19 protein-coding genes, 1 tRNA gene and 1 pseudogene are annotated in these 18,594 nt (G+C 70.6%); 9 read left to right on the top strand and 12 right to left on the bottom strand.

Features of this window, described 5'->3' with window-relative positions:
* Positions 1 to 17: 17 nt before the first annotated feature.
* The 4 genes from ACIGJI_RS12055 to ACIGJI_RS12040 form a co-directional block, all read right to left on the bottom strand.
* A tRNA-Arg gene (locus tag ACIGJI_RS12055) sits at positions 18 to 91 on the bottom strand.
* A 47-nt stretch (positions 92 to 138) separates the two neighbouring features.
* Positions 139 to 636, bottom strand: a complete 498-nt coding sequence (locus ACIGJI_RS12050) for an HNH endonuclease (protein ID WP_060921795.1) — start codon at positions 634 to 636, stop codon at positions 139 to 141.
* Positions 637 to 943: 307 nt separating this feature from the next.
* Positions 944 to 1,669 carry a M23 family metallopeptidase gene (locus ACIGJI_RS12045; RefSeq protein WP_232089064.1) on the bottom strand — a complete coding sequence of 242 codons (726 nt, stop codon included), beginning with the start codon at positions 1,667 to 1,669 and terminating at the stop codon, positions 944 to 946.
* A gap of 344 nt (positions 1,670 to 2,013) precedes the next feature.
* Positions 2,014 to 2,715: a metal-dependent transcriptional regulator gene (locus ACIGJI_RS12040; RefSeq protein ID WP_025105536.1), complete on the bottom strand. Its 702-nt coding sequence runs from the start codon at positions 2,713 to 2,715 to the stop codon at positions 2,014 to 2,016.
* A 100-nt stretch (positions 2,716 to 2,815) separates the two neighbouring features.
* Between ACIGJI_RS12040 and serC the strand changes: the two genes are divergently transcribed.
* Positions 2,816 to 3,928, top strand: coding sequence for a phosphoserine transaminase (gene serC / locus ACIGJI_RS12035; protein WP_187662061.1), 1,113 nt, complete (start codon positions 2,816 to 2,818; stop codon positions 3,926 to 3,928).
* 9 nt (positions 3,929 to 3,937) lie between these two features.
* Here the strand turns inward: serC and ACIGJI_RS12030 are convergent, their stop codons facing one another.
* Positions 3,938 to 4,549 carry a DUF3027 domain-containing protein gene (locus tag ACIGJI_RS12030; protein WP_187662062.1) on the bottom strand — a complete coding sequence of 204 codons (612 nt, stop codon included), beginning with the start codon at positions 4,547 to 4,549 and terminating at the stop codon, positions 3,938 to 3,940.
* Entirely contained in the window at positions 4,533 to 4,913 is a 381-nt protein-coding gene (locus ACIGJI_RS12025; protein ID WP_025105533.1) for a cold-shock protein, read from the bottom strand. Before ACIGJI_RS12025 ends, ACIGJI_RS12030 begins: the two co-directional genes overlap by 17 nt.
* Positions 4,914 to 5,027: 114 nt before the next feature.
* On the opposite strand from ACIGJI_RS12025, the gene ACIGJI_RS12020 reads away from it, so the two are divergent.
* The 3 genes from ACIGJI_RS12020 to ACIGJI_RS12010 are packed head-to-tail and all read left to right on the top strand — an operon-like array spanning position 5,028 to position 8,694.
* Positions 5,028 to 5,303, top strand: a complete 276-nt coding sequence (locus tag ACIGJI_RS12020; protein WP_187662063.1) for a multidrug ABC transporter ATPase — start codon at positions 5,028 to 5,030, stop codon at positions 5,301 to 5,303.
* A gap of 10 nt (positions 5,304 to 5,313) precedes the next feature.
* Entirely contained in the window at positions 5,314 to 7,017 is a 1,704-nt protein-coding gene (locus tag ACIGJI_RS12015) for a helicase-associated domain-containing protein (RefSeq protein ID WP_268776760.1), read from the top strand.
* 36 nt (positions 7,018 to 7,053) lie between these two features.
* Positions 7,054 to 8,694 carry a DNA repair helicase XPB gene (locus ACIGJI_RS12010; protein WP_363447163.1) on the top strand — a complete coding sequence of 547 codons (1,641 nt, stop codon included), beginning with the start codon at positions 7,054 to 7,056 and terminating at the stop codon, positions 8,692 to 8,694.
* A gap of 15 nt (positions 8,695 to 8,709) precedes the next feature.
* On the opposite strand, the gene ACIGJI_RS12005 is transcribed toward ACIGJI_RS12010, so the two are convergent.
* Complete coding sequence (locus ACIGJI_RS12005; RefSeq protein WP_363447165.1) at positions 8,710 to 9,717, bottom strand: type II CAAX endopeptidase family protein; 1,008 nt, start codon at positions 9,715 to 9,717, stop codon at positions 8,710 to 8,712.
* A gap of 118 nt (positions 9,718 to 9,835) precedes the next feature.
* On the opposite strand from ACIGJI_RS12005, the gene ACIGJI_RS12000 reads away from it, so the two are divergent.
* The 3 genes from ACIGJI_RS12000 (at position 9,836) to ACIGJI_RS11990 (ending at position 12,688) form a co-directional block, all read left to right on the top strand.
* A complete protein-coding gene (locus tag ACIGJI_RS12000) occupies positions 9,836 to 10,528 on the top strand; it encodes a response regulator transcription factor (protein ID WP_025105529.1) in 693 nt (230 codons plus the stop codon).
* 61 nt (positions 10,529 to 10,589) lie between these two features.
* Positions 10,590 to 12,278 (top strand): cell wall metabolism sensor histidine kinase WalK, encoded by a 1,689-nt coding sequence (locus ACIGJI_RS11995; protein ID WP_268776759.1) that lies wholly within the window; start codon positions 10,590 to 10,592, stop codon positions 12,276 to 12,278.
* 122 nt (positions 12,279 to 12,400) lie between these two features.
* A complete protein-coding gene (locus ACIGJI_RS11990; RefSeq protein WP_187662068.1) occupies positions 12,401 to 12,688 on the top strand; it encodes a WXG100 family type VII secretion target in 288 nt (95 codons plus the stop codon).
* Between the two features lie 77 nt (positions 12,689 to 12,765).
* Here ACIGJI_RS11990 and groL read toward each other — a convergent pair whose 3' ends face one another.
* The 4 genes from groL to ACIGJI_RS11970 all read right to left on the bottom strand — a co-directional run bounded on the left by groL (position 12,766) and on the right by ACIGJI_RS11970 (position 16,409).
* On the bottom strand, positions 12,766 to 14,385 hold the full coding sequence (gene groL, locus ACIGJI_RS11985; protein WP_025105526.1) for a chaperonin GroEL: 1,620 nt from the start codon (positions 14,383 to 14,385) through the stop codon (positions 12,766 to 12,768).
* A gap of 124 nt (positions 14,386 to 14,509) precedes the next feature.
* Positions 14,510 to 15,076 (bottom strand): LytR C-terminal domain-containing protein, encoded by a 567-nt coding sequence (locus tag ACIGJI_RS11980; RefSeq protein ID WP_311198669.1) that lies wholly within the window; start codon positions 15,074 to 15,076, stop codon positions 14,510 to 14,512.
* 70 nt (positions 15,077 to 15,146) lie between these two features.
* A complete protein-coding gene (locus tag ACIGJI_RS11975; protein ID WP_259951423.1) occupies positions 15,147 to 15,407 on the bottom strand; it encodes a DUF3263 domain-containing protein in 261 nt (86 codons plus the stop codon).
* 9 nt (positions 15,408 to 15,416) lie between these two features.
* The gene (locus ACIGJI_RS11970; RefSeq protein WP_187662070.1) at positions 15,417 to 16,409 is read right to left on the bottom strand and encodes a DUF2332 domain-containing protein; all 993 of its coding nucleotides are present in this window, start codon (positions 16,407 to 16,409) and stop codon (positions 15,417 to 15,419) included.
* 71 nt (positions 16,410 to 16,480) lie between these two features.
* Between ACIGJI_RS11970 and msrB the strand changes: the two genes are divergently transcribed.
* Both msrB and ACIGJI_RS11960 read left to right on the top strand, forming a co-directional pair.
* Entirely contained in the window at positions 16,481 to 16,885 is a 405-nt protein-coding gene (gene msrB / locus ACIGJI_RS11965; protein ID WP_268776757.1) for a peptide-methionine (R)-S-oxide reductase MsrB, read from the top strand.
* Positions 16,882 to 17,406: pseudogene (locus ACIGJI_RS11960) on the top strand (nitroreductase family protein); the annotation flags it as partial. The gene msrB and the pseudogene ACIGJI_RS11960, both read left to right, overlap by 4 nt.
* 155 nt (positions 17,407 to 17,561) lie before the next feature.
* Here the strand turns inward: ACIGJI_RS11960 and ACIGJI_RS11955 are convergent.
* Positions 17,562 to 18,476 carry a DMT family transporter gene (locus ACIGJI_RS11955; protein WP_187664202.1) on the bottom strand — a complete coding sequence of 305 codons (915 nt, stop codon included), beginning with the start codon at positions 18,474 to 18,476 and terminating at the stop codon, positions 17,562 to 17,564.
* Between the last annotated feature and the right edge of the window lie 118 nt (positions 18,477 to 18,594).

Genomic DNA, 18,594 nt, shown 5'->3' with positions numbered 1-18,594 from the left:
GCATGCGGAAGCGGGAGTGCCCTCGACAGGATTCGAACCTGCGACCTGCCCTTTAGGAGAGGGCTGCTCTATCCTGCTGAGCTACGAGGGCGCACAGCCAGTCTACGGGACCACGGTTGCGCGCCCTCGCGCTGGCTCTCACGCGGCGAGGGCGAGGTAGGGCTCCCAGCGGGGATCGCTGCGCTCCACCCCGCGCACCGTCCACGCCGTCCCGTGCGGCGGGCGCGGCGTGAACCGCAACTGCCACCGCATCTCCTGCGGCGTGCGGTTGCTCTTGAGGTTGTTGCAGCGCAGGCAGCAGGCGACGAGGTTCTCCCAGGAGTCCGCGCCGCCGCGCGAGCGGGGCAGGACGTGGTCGATCGTCGCCGCGGCCTTGCCGCAGTATCCGCAGCGATGCCCGTCGCGCCGCAGGACCCCGCGGCGGGTGACCGGCACACGACGGCTGAGGGGGACGCGCACGTAGCGGGAGAGGATGATCACCGCCGGGCGATCGTAGACGCCGTGGGTCCCCCAGACGGGGTCGTCCTCGACTCTCTCGATGACCGTCGCCTTGTCGTTCATGACCAGGACGAGGGCTCTCTTGAAGGACACGATCGCCAAGGGCTCGTATCCGGCGTTCAGGACCAGTGTGCGCATTCGTCATCCTCTCGATCCGCCGGGACGGCTTCCCGGCACTCTCGACTCACACGACGTCGTGCAGGAGGAGGAGTGTTCGCAGGGACGAGAAAAGGCGCCGTCTACAGACGGCGCCTTTCGCGCGCGGCAGCACCGCGGCATCCCTGCGGGCAATGCCGAAGGACGTGACGACCGAGAGCGTCCATGGTTCGGATGCTCGGTGTTCGCTCCATCAGCCTCTCCCGCCTGTATGACGACGGGTTCAGGCTAACCCATCCCGCGAGGACCGGGGCGGAACGGGAGATGAATGCTCGAGAACGTGTCCCGGTCAGCCAGCGTTGACGGAGAGCCAGGACATCGGCTCGACGAGGCCGCCGTTGATCCAGACCTCGAAATGGAGGTGGTTCGCGGTCGACCGTCCCGTGCTGCCCACATAGCCGATCAGCTGTCCGGCGGCGACGGTCTGCCCGGCCTGCACCTGGCGCGACCCGTAGAGCATGTGTCCGTAGGTGGTCTGGACCTGCTGACCGCCCACGACGCTGTCCAGCATGACGGCGACGCCGTAGCCGCCGATGCTCTCGGCGGAGGCGCGCACGACGCCGGCCGCGGCGGCGTAGATCGGCGTGCCGGCAGGCGCGAGCATGTCGGCGCCGTTGTGGCCGCCGCCGACGGTGCGGCTGACGTTCCAGGAGCCGAGCGGCAGCGGGTAGCGGACCTGGCCGGAGCCGGGAGCGACGAGTGCGTAGCCGGCCGTGTTGAAGGTGCCGGACGAGGGTGCGGACGCGGACGCGGAGGCAGCGGCAGCGGCGGCCCGCGCCGCGGCGGCGGCGGCCTCTTCGGCCTTCTTCTTCTCGATCTCCTCCGGCGTGGTCGCGCTGAAGGCACCACGCACGAGCGGAGCGGCCGTGGCCTCCGACGCGACGACGAGCGACTGCGCGTCGACCGCGGCGAGCTGCTGCACGGTCTGCGCCGTGGCGTCCGTCGGCTTGGACGCCGCGTAGGCGGGCAGCGCGACAGCGGCGACGAGAGCGCCGACAGCACCGAAGATCGCCACCGACCGGAGAGGGGCTGCGATCTTCCGAGCACTGACCCGTGCACCGGTGCGCCGGGCGGGTACTCGATCTTCAGATGTCTTCGCGGTCGGTTCGATGTCTGCGGCCAAAACGTGGTCCTCCTGAGCCCTCGCACCTCGGGTGGTGCTGGCCCGTCGACGTTCTGCCCCAGGGCAGAGATGCACTACTCGGGTTCGAGTGCGTCCCTGTCGGGAAGACGACGAGCCGGAAGGCGGATCTTCGCGGTTCGCCCCCAGCGGGCTTCTTCGCTGAGGACCTGACCGAGGTTACCGGAAGATAACGATCATGTCACCCTGGGAAACTGACAATCCTCGGTGAGGCCTTCTCAGGCCGGTTCGCCGACGAGGAAGATGTGCGAGGCCAGCTCCACGGGGAGCTCGAGACCCTCCTCCTTGCCGTCCATCTGGATGAGCACATAGCCCTCGTTGAAGCGGAAGTCGCCGCGGGCCCCGGGCACGACGCCCGCGTCACGCAGCTGCTCCAGGAGCTCCGGGTCGACCTGGGCCGGCTCGGCGAGACGGCGGACCGTCCCCTCGACCGGCTCGCCTGCGGCGTTCAGCCGCTGCACGAGACCGATCACACCCTCGTCGAAGGTGCGGGCGGGAAGGTCGCCGAGCTGGTCGAGACCGGGGATCGGGTTGCCGTACGGCGACTCGGTGGGGTGCCCGAGCAGCTCGACGAGACGACGCTCCACCTGCTCGCTCATGACGTGCTCCCAGCGACAGGCCTCCTCGTGCACGAAGGCCCAGTCCAGCCCGATCACGTCGGACAGCAGGCGCTCGGCGAGGCGGTGCTTGCGCATCACGTCGACGGCCTTGCGGCGCCCGGCGTCGGTGAGCTCGAGCGTGCGGTCCTCGGACACCACGACGAGGCCGTCGCGCTCCATGCGACCGACGGTCTGCGAGACCGTCGGTCCGGAGTGCCCGAGGCGCTCCGAGATGCGCGCCCGCAGCGGCACGATGTTCTCCTCCTCGAGTTCGAGGATGGTGCGGAGATACATCTCCGTGGTGTCGATCAGATCCGTCATGTGGGCCCTCCGGAAGTTCTTAGGCAAGCCTACATTCCTCCGGCGACATCGGACGGGGTCGCGGACGGGAGGAACGGCGGGATCCCCCTAGAATCTAGCCATGGCGATCGAGATTCCCCGTGACCTCCTGCCCACAGACGGCCGCTTCGGCTGCGGCCCCTCGAAGGTGCGCGGCGCGCAGCTCGAGGCGCTCGTCACGACGGGGGCCTCCGTCCTCGGGACCTCGCACCGCCAGGCACCGGTGAAGAACCTCGTCGGCAGCGTCCGCGAGCAGCTCGCCGCTCTTTTCCGTCTCCCCGAGGGATACGAGATCATCCTGGGCAACGGCGGCTCGACGGCGTTCTGGGACGCCGCGGCCTTCGGCCTGATCGAGCGACGCAGCCAGAACCTCGTGTTCGGCGAGTTCGGCGGCAAGTTCGCCAAGGCGGCAGGAGCCCCCTGGCTCGAGGCGCCGGATGTCCGCTCCGCCGAGCCCGGATCGCGGAGCGCGGCCGAACCGGTCGACGGCGTCGACGTCTACGCGTGGCCGCACAATGAGACCTCGACCGGCGTGGCCGCGCCGATCGAGCGCGTCCGCGCCGACGGTGCCCTGACGGTGATCGACGCGACGAGCGCCGCGGGCGGCATCGACGTCGACATGACGCAGGCCGACGTCTACTACTTCGCCCCGCAGAAGAACCTCGGCTCGGACGGCGGGCTCTGGTTCGCCGCCGTGTCTCCGGCCGCGATCGACCGCATCGAGCGGATCGCCGCCTCGGGACGCTACATCCCGGAGTTCCTGAGCCTGAAGCACGCGGTGGACAACTCGCGGCTCAACCAGACGCTCAACACCCCTGCGCTCACGACGCTGCTCCTCCTGGACGACCAGCTGCGGTGGATCCTCGGCAACGGCGGTCTCGCCTGGGCCGCTGCGCGCACGGCGGAGTCGTCGTCGGCGCTGTACGACTGGGCGGAGGCGTCCGCCGTCGCGACCCCCTTCGTCACCGACCCGGCGCACCGCTCACCCGTGGTCGCGACGATCGACTTCGACGACAGTGTCGACGCCGCGGCGATCGCCAAGGCGCTCCGCGCCAACGGCATCGTCGACACCGAGCCGTACCGCAAGCTCGGCCGCAACCAGCTGCGGGTGGCGACGTTCGTCTCGATCGAGCCGGACGACGTGCGTCAGCTCATCCGGGCCATCGACTTCGTGCAGGAGAACCTGGGCGGCTGAGCGTCCGCCTCACTCCTCTTCGTCGCCGGCGTCCGCATCGCGGGCGTCGGCGTCGTCGTCTTCGGAGTCCTCTGCCTCGTCGTCCTCGTCGTCCTCATCGGACGCGTCGAGTTCGTCGTCCTGATCGGACGGGTCGAGCTCGTCGATGTCCACGCCGTCGAGGTCACCGGCATGGAGGATGTCGGAGCCGTCCTCGTCGAGTTCGTCATCGTCGATGCCGTCGTCGTCGAGGTCGCCGTCGGCGTCCTCTTCTTCCCCGTCGGCGTCCTCACCACCGGCAGCGGCGGCCTCGGCCAGCTCCGCCTGGTGTGCGCGGTACTCGGCGAGGCGTTCCGCCCACGGCACCCACTCCGGGGCCAGCAGAGCACCATCGCCGGGGAGCAGCTCGACCTCGAGGACGGTGGGCTCCTCGTCCTCGACACGGGCGACCGTCACCGTCCAGTACCAGCCGGGGTAGCCGGGGAGCCGGTTCTCGAATCGCAGGGAGACGGATCCGTCCTCCTCCGGCGTGAAGCCGGCAGCCGGCCCGACCGTGGCGGCAGGGGTGATCTCGCGCAGGGCGGCGAGCGCGAGGTCGTGCGCCTCGACGAGCCGCGCGTCGGCGTCAGGCTTCGAGGTCATCGGCGACCTTGCGCAGGACGGCCGCGATCTTGCGGCCGTGGCTCGAGGAGGGGTAGCGGCCGCGGCGCAGGTCGCCGCCGATGCCGTCGAGGAGCTTCACGAGATCCTCGATGATGATCGCCATGTCGTCGGCGGGCTTGCGCTTCGCCTTCGCGAGACTGGGCGGCGCTTCGAGCACCCGGACCGACAGCGCCTGGAGACCGCGCTTGCCGTCGGCCACGCCGAACTCCACGCGCGCACCCGCCTTCACCGCGGTGCCGGCCGGCATCGCGGAGGCGTGCAGGAAGACGTCCTGGCCGTCATCGCTGGCGATGAAGCCGAAACCCTTGTCTTCGTCGTAGAACCTGACCTTGCCGGTGGGCATGGGAGAACCTCGCTGGATCGAATGCGGACGGAGCGCGCTCGTGCGCGTGTCCCCCAGCCTACCGGTCACGGGCGGAACGGAACCGCTCCCGCGCGTGCGAGTAGGCTGGGGCGGATGAGTACGCAGAGTCCCGGACCGGAGGTCCCCATCCGTCGGATCGACCGCATCCTGGCGTTCACCGCGCTCGGTATCGCGGCCGCGTCGGTGATCTGCTTCTTCGTCATCATCATCGGCACCGCGCTCGGCATGGACAGGGCCGCGTTCGGTGAGGGCCTGTGGCCGGTGATCGCCGCGATCCCCTACTGGGGGCTGCCGCTCGCCTTCGTCATGATCATCGCGCTGCTGGTGATGAGCTTCGTGCGGAAGGGTCGCGCCGAGTCGCGTCGCTGAGGCCGCATCGATGAGCACGCACGCACGCCCGTTGGCCGACGACCTGGCCGCGGCGAGCGATGACGAGCTGACGGCGCTGCTGACCGCGCGCGGTGTGCGTCCCGATGTCGCCTGGCAGGATCTCTTCGACGCGGCCGAGTCCCTGCTGGACGCCGCGTCGATCGGCCGTGCGCTGCCCGCTCTGACCGCCGCGGAGGCCGCCGCGCTCGTCGACGCCGTGGCGGGAGACGGAGCCGGCGCCGGCCGCGAGCGTCTGACCGCGCTCGCCCTGCTCCGCGCCGACGGCACACCGCACCCGCCCGTCGCCGAGGCGGTGGCCGGGAGGTCTCGGCCTGCTCCCCTCGACGAGACCCCCGCACCGGCAGCGGAGGAGTCCGTCTCCGCGCACGCCGCGGAGCGCGCCTTCACCACCGTCGGCGTGCTCGCCGACATCCTGCTCCTCGCCAGGGAGCAGCCGTTCACCCTCCTCATGGGCGGTGCGGTGAGCGCGGGCCAGAAGCGTCAGCTCACCGAGACGGGCCTCGATGTCGAGAGCGTCGATCCGCTGGTGGCGCTCGCCGTGCGCGCCGGTCTCGCCGCTCCCGTCGAGCGCCTGCTGCGCACCACCCCGGCCGCTGAGGACTGGCTCCGTTCCCCCGCGCCCGCACGCTGGAACCTCCTGGCCACCGCCTTCCGTGACACGCTCCCCCGCGGGATCCGCACGGCGACGGGAGGGTGGCTGCCGCCGAGTCAATGGCCCCTCGCCCATCCCTGGGATCCGGCCTGGCCGGAGGAGGCGGCTCGACAGTTCGAGGCCGCTCGTCTTCTCGGCCTCATCGCGGAGGACGGCTCCGAGCCCCCGTGGTCCGCGGCGCTGCGGCGCGGCGAGGCGGCCGATCCCTCCGCCCTTTCGGCGCTCCTACCCGCGGAGGTGGACCGGATCTTCCTCCAGAACGACCTCACCGCGATCGCGCCGGGCCCCCTGCAGCCTGCACTGGACGTGCGGCTGCGGACCATGGCCCGTCGGGAGTCCGCCTCCCAGGCCTCGTCGTACCGCTTCACCGCGGAGTCGGTCGCACATGCGTTCGCCGCAGGGGAGGACGAGGCCTCGATCCTGGGGTTCCTCGGCGAGATCTCACTCACGGGCATTCCGCAGCCCCTCGGCTACCTCGTCGCGCAGACCGGCCAGCGCCACGGACTCGTGCGGGTCTCCGTGGACGAGGAGACGGGGCGCACGCGGGTGGAGAGCACGGACGCGCACCTCCTCGAAGCCATGGCGGTCGACCAGTCGCTCCGGCCGCTCGGGCTCACCGCGCACGTCGGCTCGCTGACGACCAAGGTCGGGCAGGACACGGTCTACTGGGCGCTGACCGACGCCAGGTACCCCGCGACCCTCGTCGATCGCGACGGGACCGTCGCTGTACGCACGCGACACCCGGCTGCCGTACCCGACCCCGCCCCCGCCCCCGACTACGCACCGCTGATCGCGCGGCTGCGCGAACGCCAGGGACCCGACGCGGACGCCGCGTGGCTGGACAGGGAGCTGGAGGCGGCGGTGCGCGCGAAGGCCGTGCTGCGGGTGACGGTCGGCATGCCGGACGGATCCACCAGGGACCTTCTCCTCGAAGCCACCGGGATCGGCGGCGGACGGCTGCGGGGAAGGGACAGGGCGGCCGATGTCGAGCGCACCCTGCCCGTGTCGAGCATCCGCGCCGCGACCGTCGTCCCGACCTAGGCCCCGTGCAGCCACGGGCCGGTAGACTGGTCAGCTATGTCTGATGGCCCCCTGATCGTCCAGAGCGACCGCACCGTGCTCCTCGAGGTCGCCCACGCCGACGCCGACAGCGCCCGCCACGAGCTCGCGATCTTCGCCGAGCTGGAGCGTGCGCCCGAGCACATCCACACGTACCGGATCACGCGGCTCGGGCTGTGGAACGCCCGCGCCGCCGGCCACACCGCCGAGGACATGCTGGAGACGCTCGACCGCTGGTCGCGCTTCCCCGTCCCGCCCTCCGTCGCCGTCGACCTGCGCGAGACGGTGAACCGGTACGGCCGCCTGGTCATCGAGCGCGACGATGAAGGCGTGCTCATCCTGCGCTCGACCGACCCCGCCGTGCTGGCCCAGGTCGCGAACAACAAGCGCATCCAGCCCCTGCTCATCGGGCACCCGACCCCGGAGACGTTCGTCGTGGACGCCTGGGCCCGCGGGCAGATCAAGCAGGAGCTGCTGAAGATCGGCTGGCCGGCGGAGGACCTCGCCGGCTACACGCCAGGCACCCCTCACGAGATCGAGCTCGCCGAGGACGGGTGGGCCATCCGCCCGTATCAGCAGGACGCCGTCGACGCCTTCTCGAAGGACGGCTCCGGCGTGGTCGTGCTCCCCTGCGGTGCGGGCAAGACGATCGTCGGCGCCGGGGCCATGGCGGCCACCAAGACGACGACCCTCATCCTCGTGACGAACACGGTGTCCGCGCGGCAGTGGCGGGACGAGCTGCTCAAGCGCACCAGCCTCACCCCCGAGGAGATCGGCGAGTACTCCGGGCAGGCCAAGGAGGTCAAACCCGTCACGATCGCGACGTACCAGATCCTCACCGCGAAGCGGAAGGGCGAGTACGCGCACCTCGCCCTCCTCGACGCGCTGGACTGGGGCCTCATCGTGTACGACGAGGTGCACCTGCTGCCGGCGCCCGTGTTCAAGCTCACCGCCGACCTCCAGGCCCGCCGCCGGATCGGCCTCACCGCGACCCTGGTCCGCGAGGACGGCCGCGAGGGCGACGTCTTCAGCCTGATCGGCCCGAAGCGCTTCGACGCCCCCTGGAAGCAGATCGAGGCGCAGGGCTTCATCTCCCCCGCCGCCTGCTTCGAGGTGCGAGTCGACCTTCCCCCGGCGGACCGCCTGGAGTACGCGGCGGCCACCGACGACGAGCGCTACCGGCTCGCGGCCTCCGCCCCGGCCAAGATCGACGCGGTGCGCGAGCTGATCGCGGCTCACCAGGGCGAGCAGATCCTCGTCATCGGCCAGTACCTCGACCAGCTCGACGCGCTCTCGCAGGCGCTCGATGCCCCGCAGATCACCGGGTCCACTCCGGTCGAGGAGCGGGAGGAGCTGTACCGGGCATTCCGGGAGGGCGACATCTCGCTGCTCGTGGTGTCCAAGGTCGCGAACTTCTCCATCGACCTCCCCGAGGCATCGGTCGCCATCCAGGTGTCCGGCTCGTTCGGCTCCCGGCAGGAGGAGGCCCAGCGTCTCGGGCGCCTTCTCCGTCCGAAGCAGTCCGGCCACACCGCGAGCTTCTACACGCTCGTTGCACGCGACACGATCGACCAGGACTACGCGCAGAACCGGCAGCGGTTCCTCGCGGAGCAGGGCTACAGCTACACGATCATGGACGCCGAGGCGATCGCCGCCTGACGGCGGTGACGGCGCTCAGCCGCGCAGCATCCGCGGGAGCTGATGCGTGCCCGCGGCGCCGTCGGTGATCGCTGCGGTCCGCTCGATGCCCCGGCGGCGGGCCCAGCGGTCGGCGACGACGGCGAAGACGAGCATCGCCAGCGCGGATCCGAGGAGATCGACGGGCGTGCCCGAGGTCGCGTTCGCATCGACCACGGCGACGGAGCCGAGCAGGAAGATCAGCAGATTGTTGACGATGTGGAGCGAGATCGCCGCCTCCAGACCGCCCGTGCGCCACGTCAGCCAGGCGGCGACGACGGCGAAGAGGCCGACGCTCGCCGCACCCCAGACGTCGTAGCCGTGCCCCAGCACGAACAACGGCACCGGCAGCAGGATCGCGAAGGCGGGGTGCCTCAGCCAGCTCCCGACGAGCTGCATGAGGTACCCCCGGAAGACGTACTCCTCCGCTGCGGCCTGGAACGGGATCAGCACGAGCAGGAGCACCACCATGAGCAGCAGCCCCGGGTGGGAGAAGTCCGGCGTCACCGCGTCGCCCGCAGCGGCCGACCAGCCGAGCACCACGGCGAAGTAGACCACGAACACGGCGAGCGCCAGCACGAGGGTCCGGCCGAGCCACCCCATCCGCAGCCGCCCGGTGACCGAGGAGAGCAGGCCGACGCCCCGCCCCTGCACCACCCGCGAGGCGAGCAGCAGCGCCGGGATCATGAGGATGAGCGGGAGCACGAGCGCCACGAGGAGCCACGGACGATCGAGCTGGAAGTAGGCGGTGGTCCGGAACATCATCTGCAGTTCCGCCGCCCAACCCGGGACGAGGGCGGACACGACGACCAGCGGCACGATCACGAGCACGAGGATCGCGAGGTAGAACGCGATGCCGAGGAGCCCGGTGAGCAGCGGCTTCCACCACCGGGGGCGCGGGCGGAGGAGCGCCAGACGGTGGTACTCGAGCCCTCCGTCGGCCCCCTCACGAGACGCGGCGGACGGGGTGACGGGGGCGGCGGTGGCGTCCTCGATCGAACTCATGCCTCGATCCTCCCCCGACCGCCTGTGCAGCACATCCACCTGCCGACGGATCGACCGCATCCACGCCGTTCCGCAGGATAATCAGCCCGCGCATGGCCGAAGTCACCATAATGGGGTCATGACTGCTGCGCGCATCCTGGTCGTCGACGACGAGCCCAACATCCGCGACCTGCTCTCCACGGGTCTCAGCTTCGCCGGGTTCCAGGTGAAGACGGTGGCCAACGGCGCCGCCACGATCTCCGCCGTCCTCGAAGAGGAGCCGGACCTCATCATCCTCGACGTCATGCTCCCCGACATGAACGGGTTCAGCGTGACCAAGCGCCTCCGCGGCGCCGGCTTCACCGCACCCATCCTCTTCCTCACGGCCAAGGACGGCACCGAGGACAAGATCGAGGGACTCAACGCCGGCGGCGACGACTACGTCACCAAGCCGTTCAGCCTGGACGAGATCGTCGCCAGGGCCCAGGCCATCCTCCGCCGCACGATGCAGGCCGACGAGGAGTCGATCATCCGCGCCGGCGAGCTGTCGATGGACCAGGACACGCACGACGTGCACGTCGGCAAGGAGCCGATCGACCTGAGCCCGACCGAGTTCAAGCTCCTCCGCTACCTCATGCTGAACCCGAACCGGGTGCTGTCGAAGGCGCAGATCCTCGACCATGTGTGGGAGTACGACTTCAACGGCGATGCCGGCATCGTGGAGAGCTACATCTCGTACCTCCGCCGCAAGATCGACCCGCACACCGAGGAGTCGCTGATCCAGACGAAGCGCGGCTTCGGGTACATGCTCAAGGTGGGCAAGACGGTCTGAGACCGTCGAGCCCGCACCCGCCGTCCCCGGACGGCACCGCCGTCGCAGCAGGGAGGACCGCATGGCGCACAAGCCGGATGCGGTCACCGCGTGGTGGCGGCGCATCAGCCTCCGCGCCAAGGTCACCGGCGTCACCGTGGCCGTCCTCGCGCTCGGCCTCCTCGTCGCGGGCATCGGGACCGTACCGCTGCTGCGGAACGCCCTGGTGGAGAACATCAACGCGCAGCTCCCTGCGCTGGTGACCAGCGACCTCGTCAACCGGTACTTCGACACGACGACGATCGACGGCGTCACCACATACACGCCGAGAGACGAGAAGCCGCGTGATTTCTCGTTCGCGGTCTACGACGCGGAGGGAGCCCTCCGCGCGACCGCGCCGAGCGCGTCGGGCCGAGCTCCGGTCTTCCCCGCCGAGTACTCGCTCTCCGACGCCCAGGCGAATGAGGAGCAGGTCCTCGCGCTCGAGGACGCGGACGGCGGCGTCTACCACGCGGCTGCCGCGGTCGTGCAGCAGGAGGGCGACCCGCTCAGCATCCAGATGGTGGCGCTCCCCCTCGCCGAAGCCGACCGCATCATCAGTCAGTACTTCGGCATCTACATCACCATCGCCCTCATCACGATCTTCGTCGCAGCGCTGCTCACCCGCGGCCTCGTGACGCTGACCTTCCGACGGCTCGGGCAGGTGGAGCAGACCGCCATGTCGATCGCCGCCGGCGACTTCCGACAGCGGCTCACCGACCTGGAGCCGACCACCGAGGTCGGCCGCCTCAATGCGGCCATCAACACGATGCTCGACCGCGTCGACCGGTCCCTCGCCCAACGCGACCGCACGGTACAGCACATGCGCCGGTTCATCGGAGACGCCAGTCACGAGCTGCGGACCCCGCTCGTCAGCGTGCGCGGGTACGCCGAGCTGTACCGCATGGGCGCGATCAAGGGCGAGGAGGACACCGCTCGGGCGATGGAGCGCATCGAGAAGGAGGCGATCCGCATGGGCGTGCTCGTGGAGGATCTCCTCGCGCTCGCACGGCTGGACGAGGAGCGCGAGCCGGAGATCGTCCCTCTCGACCTCCGCCCCATCGCCCGCGACGCCGCCCTCGACGTGCGCGCCGCGGCGCCCGGACGCGTGATCTCCGTGATCGACCGGACGGTCGAGAACGTCCCGACCGCCCCCATCCGCACGCCCGTGGTGCCCATCGCCCAGGACCCCGCACCGAAGACCCGGCCCCGGGCCACCCTGTCGCGGCTGCGCCGCCGTCCGCGCACGCCGGAGCAGCCCCCCGCCATCGACTTCACCGAGGTCGCGGACATCCCGGTCCGGACGCCGCCGATCGTGCTCGGCGAGGAGAACAAGGTCCGCCAGGTGGTCACGAATCTCCTGGGGAACGCGCGCCGCTTCTCCCCGGAGGACAGTCCGATCGAGATCGTGGTGGACTCGGACCGCGTCGCCGGGACCGCGAGCATCTCGATCGTCGATCACGGCGAGGGTGTCCCCCCGCAGATCCGGGAGCAGATCTTCGAGCGGTTCTGGCGCGCCGACACGTCCCGGGCACGGGAGACCGGTGGATCCGGTCTCGGGCTCGCCATCGTCGCCTCCATCCTCAAGGCTCTGAACGGCGACATCGCGGTCTCCGAGAGCCCTGGAGGCGGAGCCACCTTCACCGTGACGCTGCCACTGGCGCCGGCGCGCTCGACCCCGGAGCATCTCCTCGAGGACACGCAGCCGCTCGACCGCCTCGACCTGCCGTAACCGCCTCTTCTGCACAGTCGGCTCGCACCGCGGCGTTCTCCCGTCCGCGGTGCCGCGCTCCCTCTCCGCGCGCCCCGGGACTGCCGCCTGCGTATCGTCGGGTTTCCTCGAAGGGAGTTCCCATGACCGTCTTCACCGTCGACACCGACGCCGTCCACGCAGCGGAAGCCGCGACGCGCGCCACCATCGAGCGTCTGCGCGCCGAATCCGCCACCCTCATGTCGCAGCTCAGGCACCTGCAGACCGCCTGGGTCGGCACCGCCGCCACGGCGTTCCAGGGGTGCGCGGAGGAGTGGCAGGGCGCCCAGCAGCACGTCGAGCTCGTCCTGGACGGTATCGGCACCTCGCTCGGCGCCGTGGCCACCCAGTACGCCGACGCAGATCAGTACTCGGCGAGCCTGTTCCGCTGAGGGACACGCAGAAAGCCCCCGGCCGGAGCCGGGGGCTTTCTGTCGGTGAGACCGGGCTCTCCGATCCTGTCAGAGGATCAGAAGTCCATGCCGCCCGTGGGGTCACCCGCGGGAGCAGCAGCCTTCTCCGGCTTGTCGGCGACGACGGCCTCCGTCGTCAGGAACAGACCGGCGATCGACGCGGCGTTCTGCAGCGCGGAACGCGTGACCTTCGCCGGGTCGATGATGCCCTGTGCGAACATGTCGCCGTACTCGCCGCTGGCGGCGTTCAGGCCCTGGCCCGCGGGGAGCTCGGACACCTTGTTGGCGACGACGCCCGGCTCGAGACCGGCGTTTAGCGCGATCTGCTTCAGCGGAGCCTCGATCGCGACGCGCACGATGTTCGCACCGGTCGCCTCGTCGCCCTCGAGCGAGAGAGCGTCGAGCGCCTTCGTGCCGGACTGGATGAGCGCGACGCCACCACCGGGGACGATGCCCTCCTCGACGGCCGCCTTCGCGTTGCGGACGGCGTCCTCGATGCGGTGCTTGCGCTCCTTGAGCTCGACCTCGGTCGCAGCGCCGGCCTTGATGACGGCCACGCCACCGGCGAGCTTCGCCAGGCGCTCCTGCAGCTTCTCGCGGTCGTAGTCGCTGTCGGTGTTCTCGATCTCGCGACGGATCTGCGTGACGCGACCCTCGATCTGGTCGGCCTCGCCGGCACCCTCGACGATCGTGGTCTCGTCCTTGGTGACGATGACCTTGCGCGCACGGCCGAGCAGGTCGAGCGTGGCGTTCTCGAGCTTGAGGCCCACCTCTTCGGTGATGACCTGGCCGCCCGTGAGGATCGCGATGTCCTGCAGCTGCGCCTTACGGCGGTCGCCGAAGCCGGGAGCCTTGACGGCGACCGACTTGAAGATGCCCTTGAGCTTGTTCAGCACGAGGGTCGCGAGGGCCTCACCCTCGACGTCCTCGGCGATGATGACGAGCTCCTTGCCGTCCTGGATCACCTTGTCGACGATGGGCAGGAGGTCCTTGATGTTGGAGACCTTCTGGTTCGCGATGAGGATGTACGGGTCCTCGAAGACGGCTTCCTGGCGCTCCGGGTCCGTGACGAAGTACGGGTTCAGGTAGCCCTTGTCGAAGCGCATGCCCTCGGTGAGCTCGAGCTCGGTGCCGAAGGTCTGCGACTCCTCGACGGTGACCACACCCTCCTTGCCGACCTTGTCGATGGCCTCGGCGATGAGCTCGCCGATCGCCGGGTCGGCGGCCGAGATGGAGGCGGTCGCGGCGATCTGCTCCTTGGAGTCGATCTCCTTCGCCGTGCTCAGCAGCTCCTCGGTGATCGCGGCGACGGCCTTCTCGATGCCGCGCTTGAGCGAGATGGGGTCGGCGCCGGCCGCGACGTTGCGCAGCCCCTCGCGGACCAGGGCCTGGGCGAGCACCGTGGCGGTCGTCGTGCCGTCACCGGCGACGTCGTCGGTCTTCTTGGCGACCTCCTTGACGAGCTCCGCGCCGATCTTCTCGTACGGGTCGTCCAGCTCGATCTCCTTGGCGATGGAGACACCGTCGTTCGTGATCGTGGGGGCGCCCCACTTCTTCTCGAGCACGACGTTGCGACCACGCGGGCCGAGGGTCACCTTGACCGCGTCGGCGAGGATGTTGAGGCCACGCTCGAGGCCGCGGCGGGCCTCCTCATCGAAGGCGATGATCTTTGCCATGAGTTTTGTCGTCCCTCCTGGACGTAGACGGTGGGTTTAGCACTCAGAGTGAGAGAGTGCTAACGCCATTCTGGCACTCGACACCATCGAGTGCAAGCCGCACGATCCGGGAGGGAGACGGGCGTCAGGGCGCGGGAGTCTCGGGCACCGACGCGGCCCGGTCGACGCCGATCACGATGGTGAGCTGCTTCTGCCCGTCCTCCGTCTGGCCGGCGTAGTAGTCGCTCTGCTGCACCTCGGCACCGCCGATGACGCCGGCGAGGCCCTTCGCCGCCTCCTCGTCCTCGGCGCTGACGTAGTAGACGGTCGTGGTCTCGAAGTCGTCGCTGGCGCTGTCGCTGGCGAGCACGGTCGCCGCCGCCCACCCGGCGTTGATGAGGGTGTCGCGCATCTGATCGTCCAGCCCGCTGTCCGGGGTCGCGTTGAGGATGAGCACCGAATAGCTCGGGTCGATCACCCCGGTCTGCTCAGGCGTGGGGGCCGCGGACGGCGCCGCCTCCGGGAAGAGGTCGATCCGTCCCATGACGGCCAGGGCGCCGAAGATGCCGGCGATGATGAGCACGAGAGCGGCGACGAACGACCACAGCAGCACGACCCAGCCGTTCATGCCCGGGGCTTCGGCGCGGTGTGCTCCCACGCGTCCGGTGGAACGGGGGACCTCGTCGAAACGGTCACGGGGGGGCTTGGACACCCCTCGATGCTAGCGGCACGTCCCTGGCAAACCGTTCCGCGACGAGCCCGATCGCGTGCCGCGGGTCGGGTCAGCCCGTGAAGCCGGGGACCCGCGCCGACCGCCGGGCGCTCCTGGCATCCCGCAGCCGACGCAGGCGGCCGACGAGGATCGGATCGAAGGCGAGGGCCGCCTCCGAGTCGATGAGCCGACCGAGGAGCTGGTAGTAGCGCGCCGCACTCATCCCCAGCCGCGTACGGATGACCTCCTCCTTCATGCCGCCGTGGCGCGGCCAGGCGGCCTCCAGGGCGAGGATCGCGCGATCGCGCTCCGTGAGGTGGTCTGCGGGCATGTCCTCAGGTTAGGTCGTGGTCGGCGTTTCGCCCGCGCGCCACTCCCACCGGGCGCCGAGCGGATCGGCAGCGGCGCGCACCCGACCGTCGAGCGCGACGACGAACCCGGGCCACGTCTCCGCGGCGACCGGCGGATCCCAGACGTCGAGCAGGGCGGGCGGGTCGATCGTGACCCAGTGCGCGGGGAGCGCCGTGATCCTCGCGACCAGCGCCTCCCGCTCCGCCCGCGGGATGTGCACGAGAACGCCCGGCGTCGTGATCACCAGCGTGGCGTCCGCCGGGGCGGCCCGCGCCAGGTCCTCCAGGTGGACAGCCGCGTCTCCGGCGACGAGAAGAGGCGGGTCGGCGGCCGCGATGTCGAGAGCGCCCGTGATGCGCTGCTCCCTCCCCTCCTCCCCCGGCCACACGAGAGCGCGCAGCCAGCGCCGATCCTCGTCGTCGGCGGCGTCCAGCGGCGCGAGGTCGATCCCCGCACGCCACACGACCTCGGGCATCCGCAGCGACGGCAGGTCTCCGGAGACGACGCTCTCCAGCACCACCGACGAGGGGCCGTCGAGGGGATCGAGCGCCTGACGGACGAGTCCGTCTCCGTCGATGACGCGATACGAATAGCGATCGGGGTACAGGCAGAGGCCGGCGGAGGCGCCGACCTCCAGCAGAGCGAGGGGCCCGTCGATCTCGGAGAGCACCGGGAGCAGCGCGGCGGTACGCAGCGGCTCGTTGGTCTGGAGCGCGCGCCGTGTGCATTCCTCGACGAGCCGGTCGGCGTGCGCGAGGACGAAGCGACGCCACTCCGAGTACGGCCCATGACCGGCACCGAGCAGGCGGGACACGGCGAAGACGAGGGGAGGCTGACGTCGGGTCGCGGGGATCCGCTGGAGGAGGTGTGTGATCTCCTGGTCTTCGGCGACCCCCGCCGCCCACTCCGCATACAGCGCGCTGCGCCCCGGCGCCTCCATCGCGGCGAATCGGGCATAGCGCTCGTGCACGGCGTCGGTCATTCGTCCATTCTGACGCGGAGCGCCACGAAGGCTCCGCACAAGGGAGAATGGAAGGGACTCAGGAGGACACGATGCCCTACAGCGTGAACAAGACCGAAGACGAGTGGCGCGAAGAGCTCGGCGAGGAGCAGTACGCCGTACTGCGCCAGGCGGCGACCGAGCGCGCCTGGACCGGTGAGCTGCTCGACGAGGAGCGCGCCGGTCTCTACACCTGCGGCGCCTGCGGTGCGGAGCTCTTCAAGAGCGGCACCAAGTTCGACTCGGGCTGCGGCTGGCCGAGCTTCTACGAGTCGGTCCGCCCGGACGCGGTGGAGCTGCTCGAGGACGACAGCCTCGGCATGGTCCGTACCGAGGTCCGGTGCGCGTCGTGCGGCTCGCACCTCGGCCACGTCTTCCCGGACGGCTTCGGCACGCCCACCGGTGACCGCTACTGCATGAACTCGATCGCGCTGAACTTCACGCCCGACGCGTCGTGAGCGCCCTCGACGCCGTCCGTGCACGGCAGTCCTGGTCGAAGGTCGGCGACACCGCCCCCGGACGTGAGGAGCTGGTGACGCTCGTCGGTGCCGCCGGCCGCGTCGCCGACCACTCGTCGCTGCGCCCCTGGCGTCTGATCGAACTCCGCGGCGCGGACCGTGAGGCGCTCGGCGCCGCGATCGCCGAGGCGCAGGGGGACGCGGAGCCGTCCACGAAGCCGCTGCGTGCTCCGCTCCTCATCGCGGTGGTCGCGAGCTACCGCCCGAGCGAGAAGGTACCGCGCTGGGAGCAGGAGGCGGTGGCGTCCGGCGTCGCCCATGTGCTGAGCCTGCTTCTCGATGAGGCGGGGTGGGGCGTCATCTGGCGCACCGGGCACTACACGCGCTCGGAGCCGGTCGCGCGGATGCATGGACTGGGTCCGGACGAGGAACTCCTCGGGTGGCTCTACGTCGGCGCGAAGCCGGAGGGCAAGAGCCCGGGCCGACGCAAGACCGTCGACGCCCGCGCCCTCCTGACCCGCCCGCCGAAGCTCTCCGCCGAAGCCCGGGCGGCTGCGGAGGAAGCCGCGCGGGAGGCCCCGGACAAGAAGGCCGCCACGGCAGAGAAGAAGGCCCGCAAGAAGGCCCGCAAGAAGGCGAAGAAGAAGGCGAAGAAGGCCGCCAAGAAGAGCGGTTCCTAGAGCCGGCGGCGACGCCAGGGCACCGCGACGAGGACCGAGCCGACCGCCACGATCACCATCGCGATCACCTGCCACAGTGCCGGTCCCGCCTGCGCCGGCCAGAGCAGGTCGATCACGACGGACGTGACGAGCTGCCCGAGCACCGAGCCCAGGCCCATCAGCAGCACGCCCGTGTGCGCGACGATGAACGCGCCGAGCAGGATGTACCCCGCTCCCAGGAACCCGCCGAGGTAGAGCCAGGGCTCGGTCGGCAGCGCGGCCGGCCACCCCCGCACCGCGACGCTGGTGCCGGCGGCGACCGCCAGCACCAGGGTGCCAGCGATGAAGCTCATCAGGGTGGCGGCGATCGGCGACTGCACGCGCTGGGCCAGCCGCCCGTTGGTCGCCGCCTGCCAGGCGATGCCCACGCCGGCGGCGAACGGAAGCAGCAGCATCCACAGCGGGGCGGTCGCGAGCACATCGCCGGAGAGGGAGATGCCGACCGCGGCGAGGGCCAGCACGCCGCCCATCACGCGACCGGGGGTCACGGCCACGACGCCGGCCGGGCCGAAGCCGATGCGGTCGAGGACGAGGCCGTGCAGGGTCTGTCCCGCGACGACGCCGACGGTGAAGAGCGAGACGCCGAGGATCCCCGCCGTCAACCCCTGGGTGGACACGGTGAGCGCACCGCAGGCACCGCCGAGGAGCATCCAGAACGGGATACTGCGCTCCCGGATCCCCCGTCCGAGGCGCATCGCGCCGCGCCGGGCGAAGGGCAGGAACGAGATGACCACGGCGAGCGCCACGAGCCCGACGGCGAAGGACAGGAAACCGGCGACGATGCCGTTGTCGACGCGCACGCCCAGCACGCCGTTGATGCGCGCCTGGACCGCGGTCATGACCCCGATCGCGACGGCTCCCCCGAGGGCCAGAGGAGCGGGGAGTCGGCGGGCGGGGGTCACCTGTCGACACTATCGGAGCGACGCAGCCCACCCGTCCTCCCCCACACGGTCCTCCCGGAGGACGATCCCACCGCTTCCGGGAATCGTC

Origin of the sequence: Microbacterium sp. NPDC064978 (assembly GCF_044543605.1) — a bacterium.
Lineage (GTDB): Bacteria > Actinomycetota > Actinomycetes > Actinomycetales > Microbacteriaceae > Microbacterium > Microbacterium meiriae.
The sequence above is the reverse complement of the archived record's forward strand: the minus strand, read 5'-3'. Positions and strand labels throughout refer to the sequence as shown.

What these genes read in the sequence shown, in the direction of transcription:
- ACIGJI_RS12030 (WP_187662062.1), bottom strand. Translation starts at nt 4,549, where the DNA reads ATGACCTCGAAGCCTGACGCCGACGCGCGGCTCGTCGAGGCGCACGAC.
- ACIGJI_RS12050 (WP_060921795.1), bottom strand. Translation starts at nt 636, where the DNA reads ATGCGCACACTGGTCCTGAACGCCGGATACGAGCCCTTGGCGATCGTG.
- serC (WP_187662061.1), top strand. Translation starts at nt 2,816, where the DNA reads ATGGCGATCGAGATTCCCCGTGACCTCCTGCCCACAGACGGCCGCTTC.
- ACIGJI_RS11995 (WP_268776759.1), top strand. Translation starts at nt 10,590, where the DNA reads ATGGCGCACAAGCCGGATGCGGTCACCGCGTGGTGGCGGCGCATCAGC.
- ACIGJI_RS11975 (WP_259951423.1), bottom strand. Translation starts at nt 15,407, where the DNA reads ATGCCCGCAGACCACCTCACGGAGCGCGATCGCGCGATCCTCGCCCTG.
- ACIGJI_RS12025 (WP_025105533.1), bottom strand. Translation starts at nt 4,913, where the DNA reads ATGCCCACCGGCAAGGTCAGGTTCTACGACGAAGACAAGGGTTTCGGC.
- groL (WP_025105526.1), bottom strand. Translation starts at nt 14,385, where the DNA reads ATGGCAAAGATCATCGCCTTCGATGAGGAGGCCCGCCGCGGCCTCGAG.
- ACIGJI_RS12005 (WP_363447165.1), bottom strand. Translation starts at nt 9,717, where the DNA reads ATGAGTTCGATCGAGGACGCCACCGCCGCCCCCGTCACCCCGTCCGCC.
- ACIGJI_RS12015 (WP_268776760.1), top strand. Translation starts at nt 5,314, where the DNA reads ATGAGCACGCACGCACGCCCGTTGGCCGACGACCTGGCCGCGGCGAGC.
- ACIGJI_RS12010 (WP_363447163.1), top strand. Translation starts at nt 7,054, where the DNA reads ATGTCTGATGGCCCCCTGATCGTCCAGAGCGACCGCACCGTGCTCCTC.
- ACIGJI_RS11990 (WP_187662068.1), top strand. Translation starts at nt 12,401, where the DNA reads ATGACCGTCTTCACCGTCGACACCGACGCCGTCCACGCAGCGGAAGCC.
- ACIGJI_RS12000 (WP_025105529.1), top strand. Translation starts at nt 9,836, where the DNA reads ATGACTGCTGCGCGCATCCTGGTCGTCGACGACGAGCCCAACATCCGC.
- ACIGJI_RS12020 (WP_187662063.1), top strand. Translation starts at nt 5,028, where the DNA reads ATGAGTACGCAGAGTCCCGGACCGGAGGTCCCCATCCGTCGGATCGAC.
- ACIGJI_RS12040 (WP_025105536.1), bottom strand. Translation starts at nt 2,715, where the DNA reads ATGACGGATCTGATCGACACCACGGAGATGTATCTCCGCACCATCCTC.
- ACIGJI_RS11970 (WP_187662070.1), bottom strand. Translation starts at nt 16,409, where the DNA reads ATGACCGACGCCGTGCACGAGCGCTATGCCCGATTCGCCGCGATGGAG.
- msrB (WP_268776757.1), top strand. Translation starts at nt 16,481, where the DNA reads ATGCCCTACAGCGTGAACAAGACCGAAGACGAGTGGCGCGAAGAGCTC.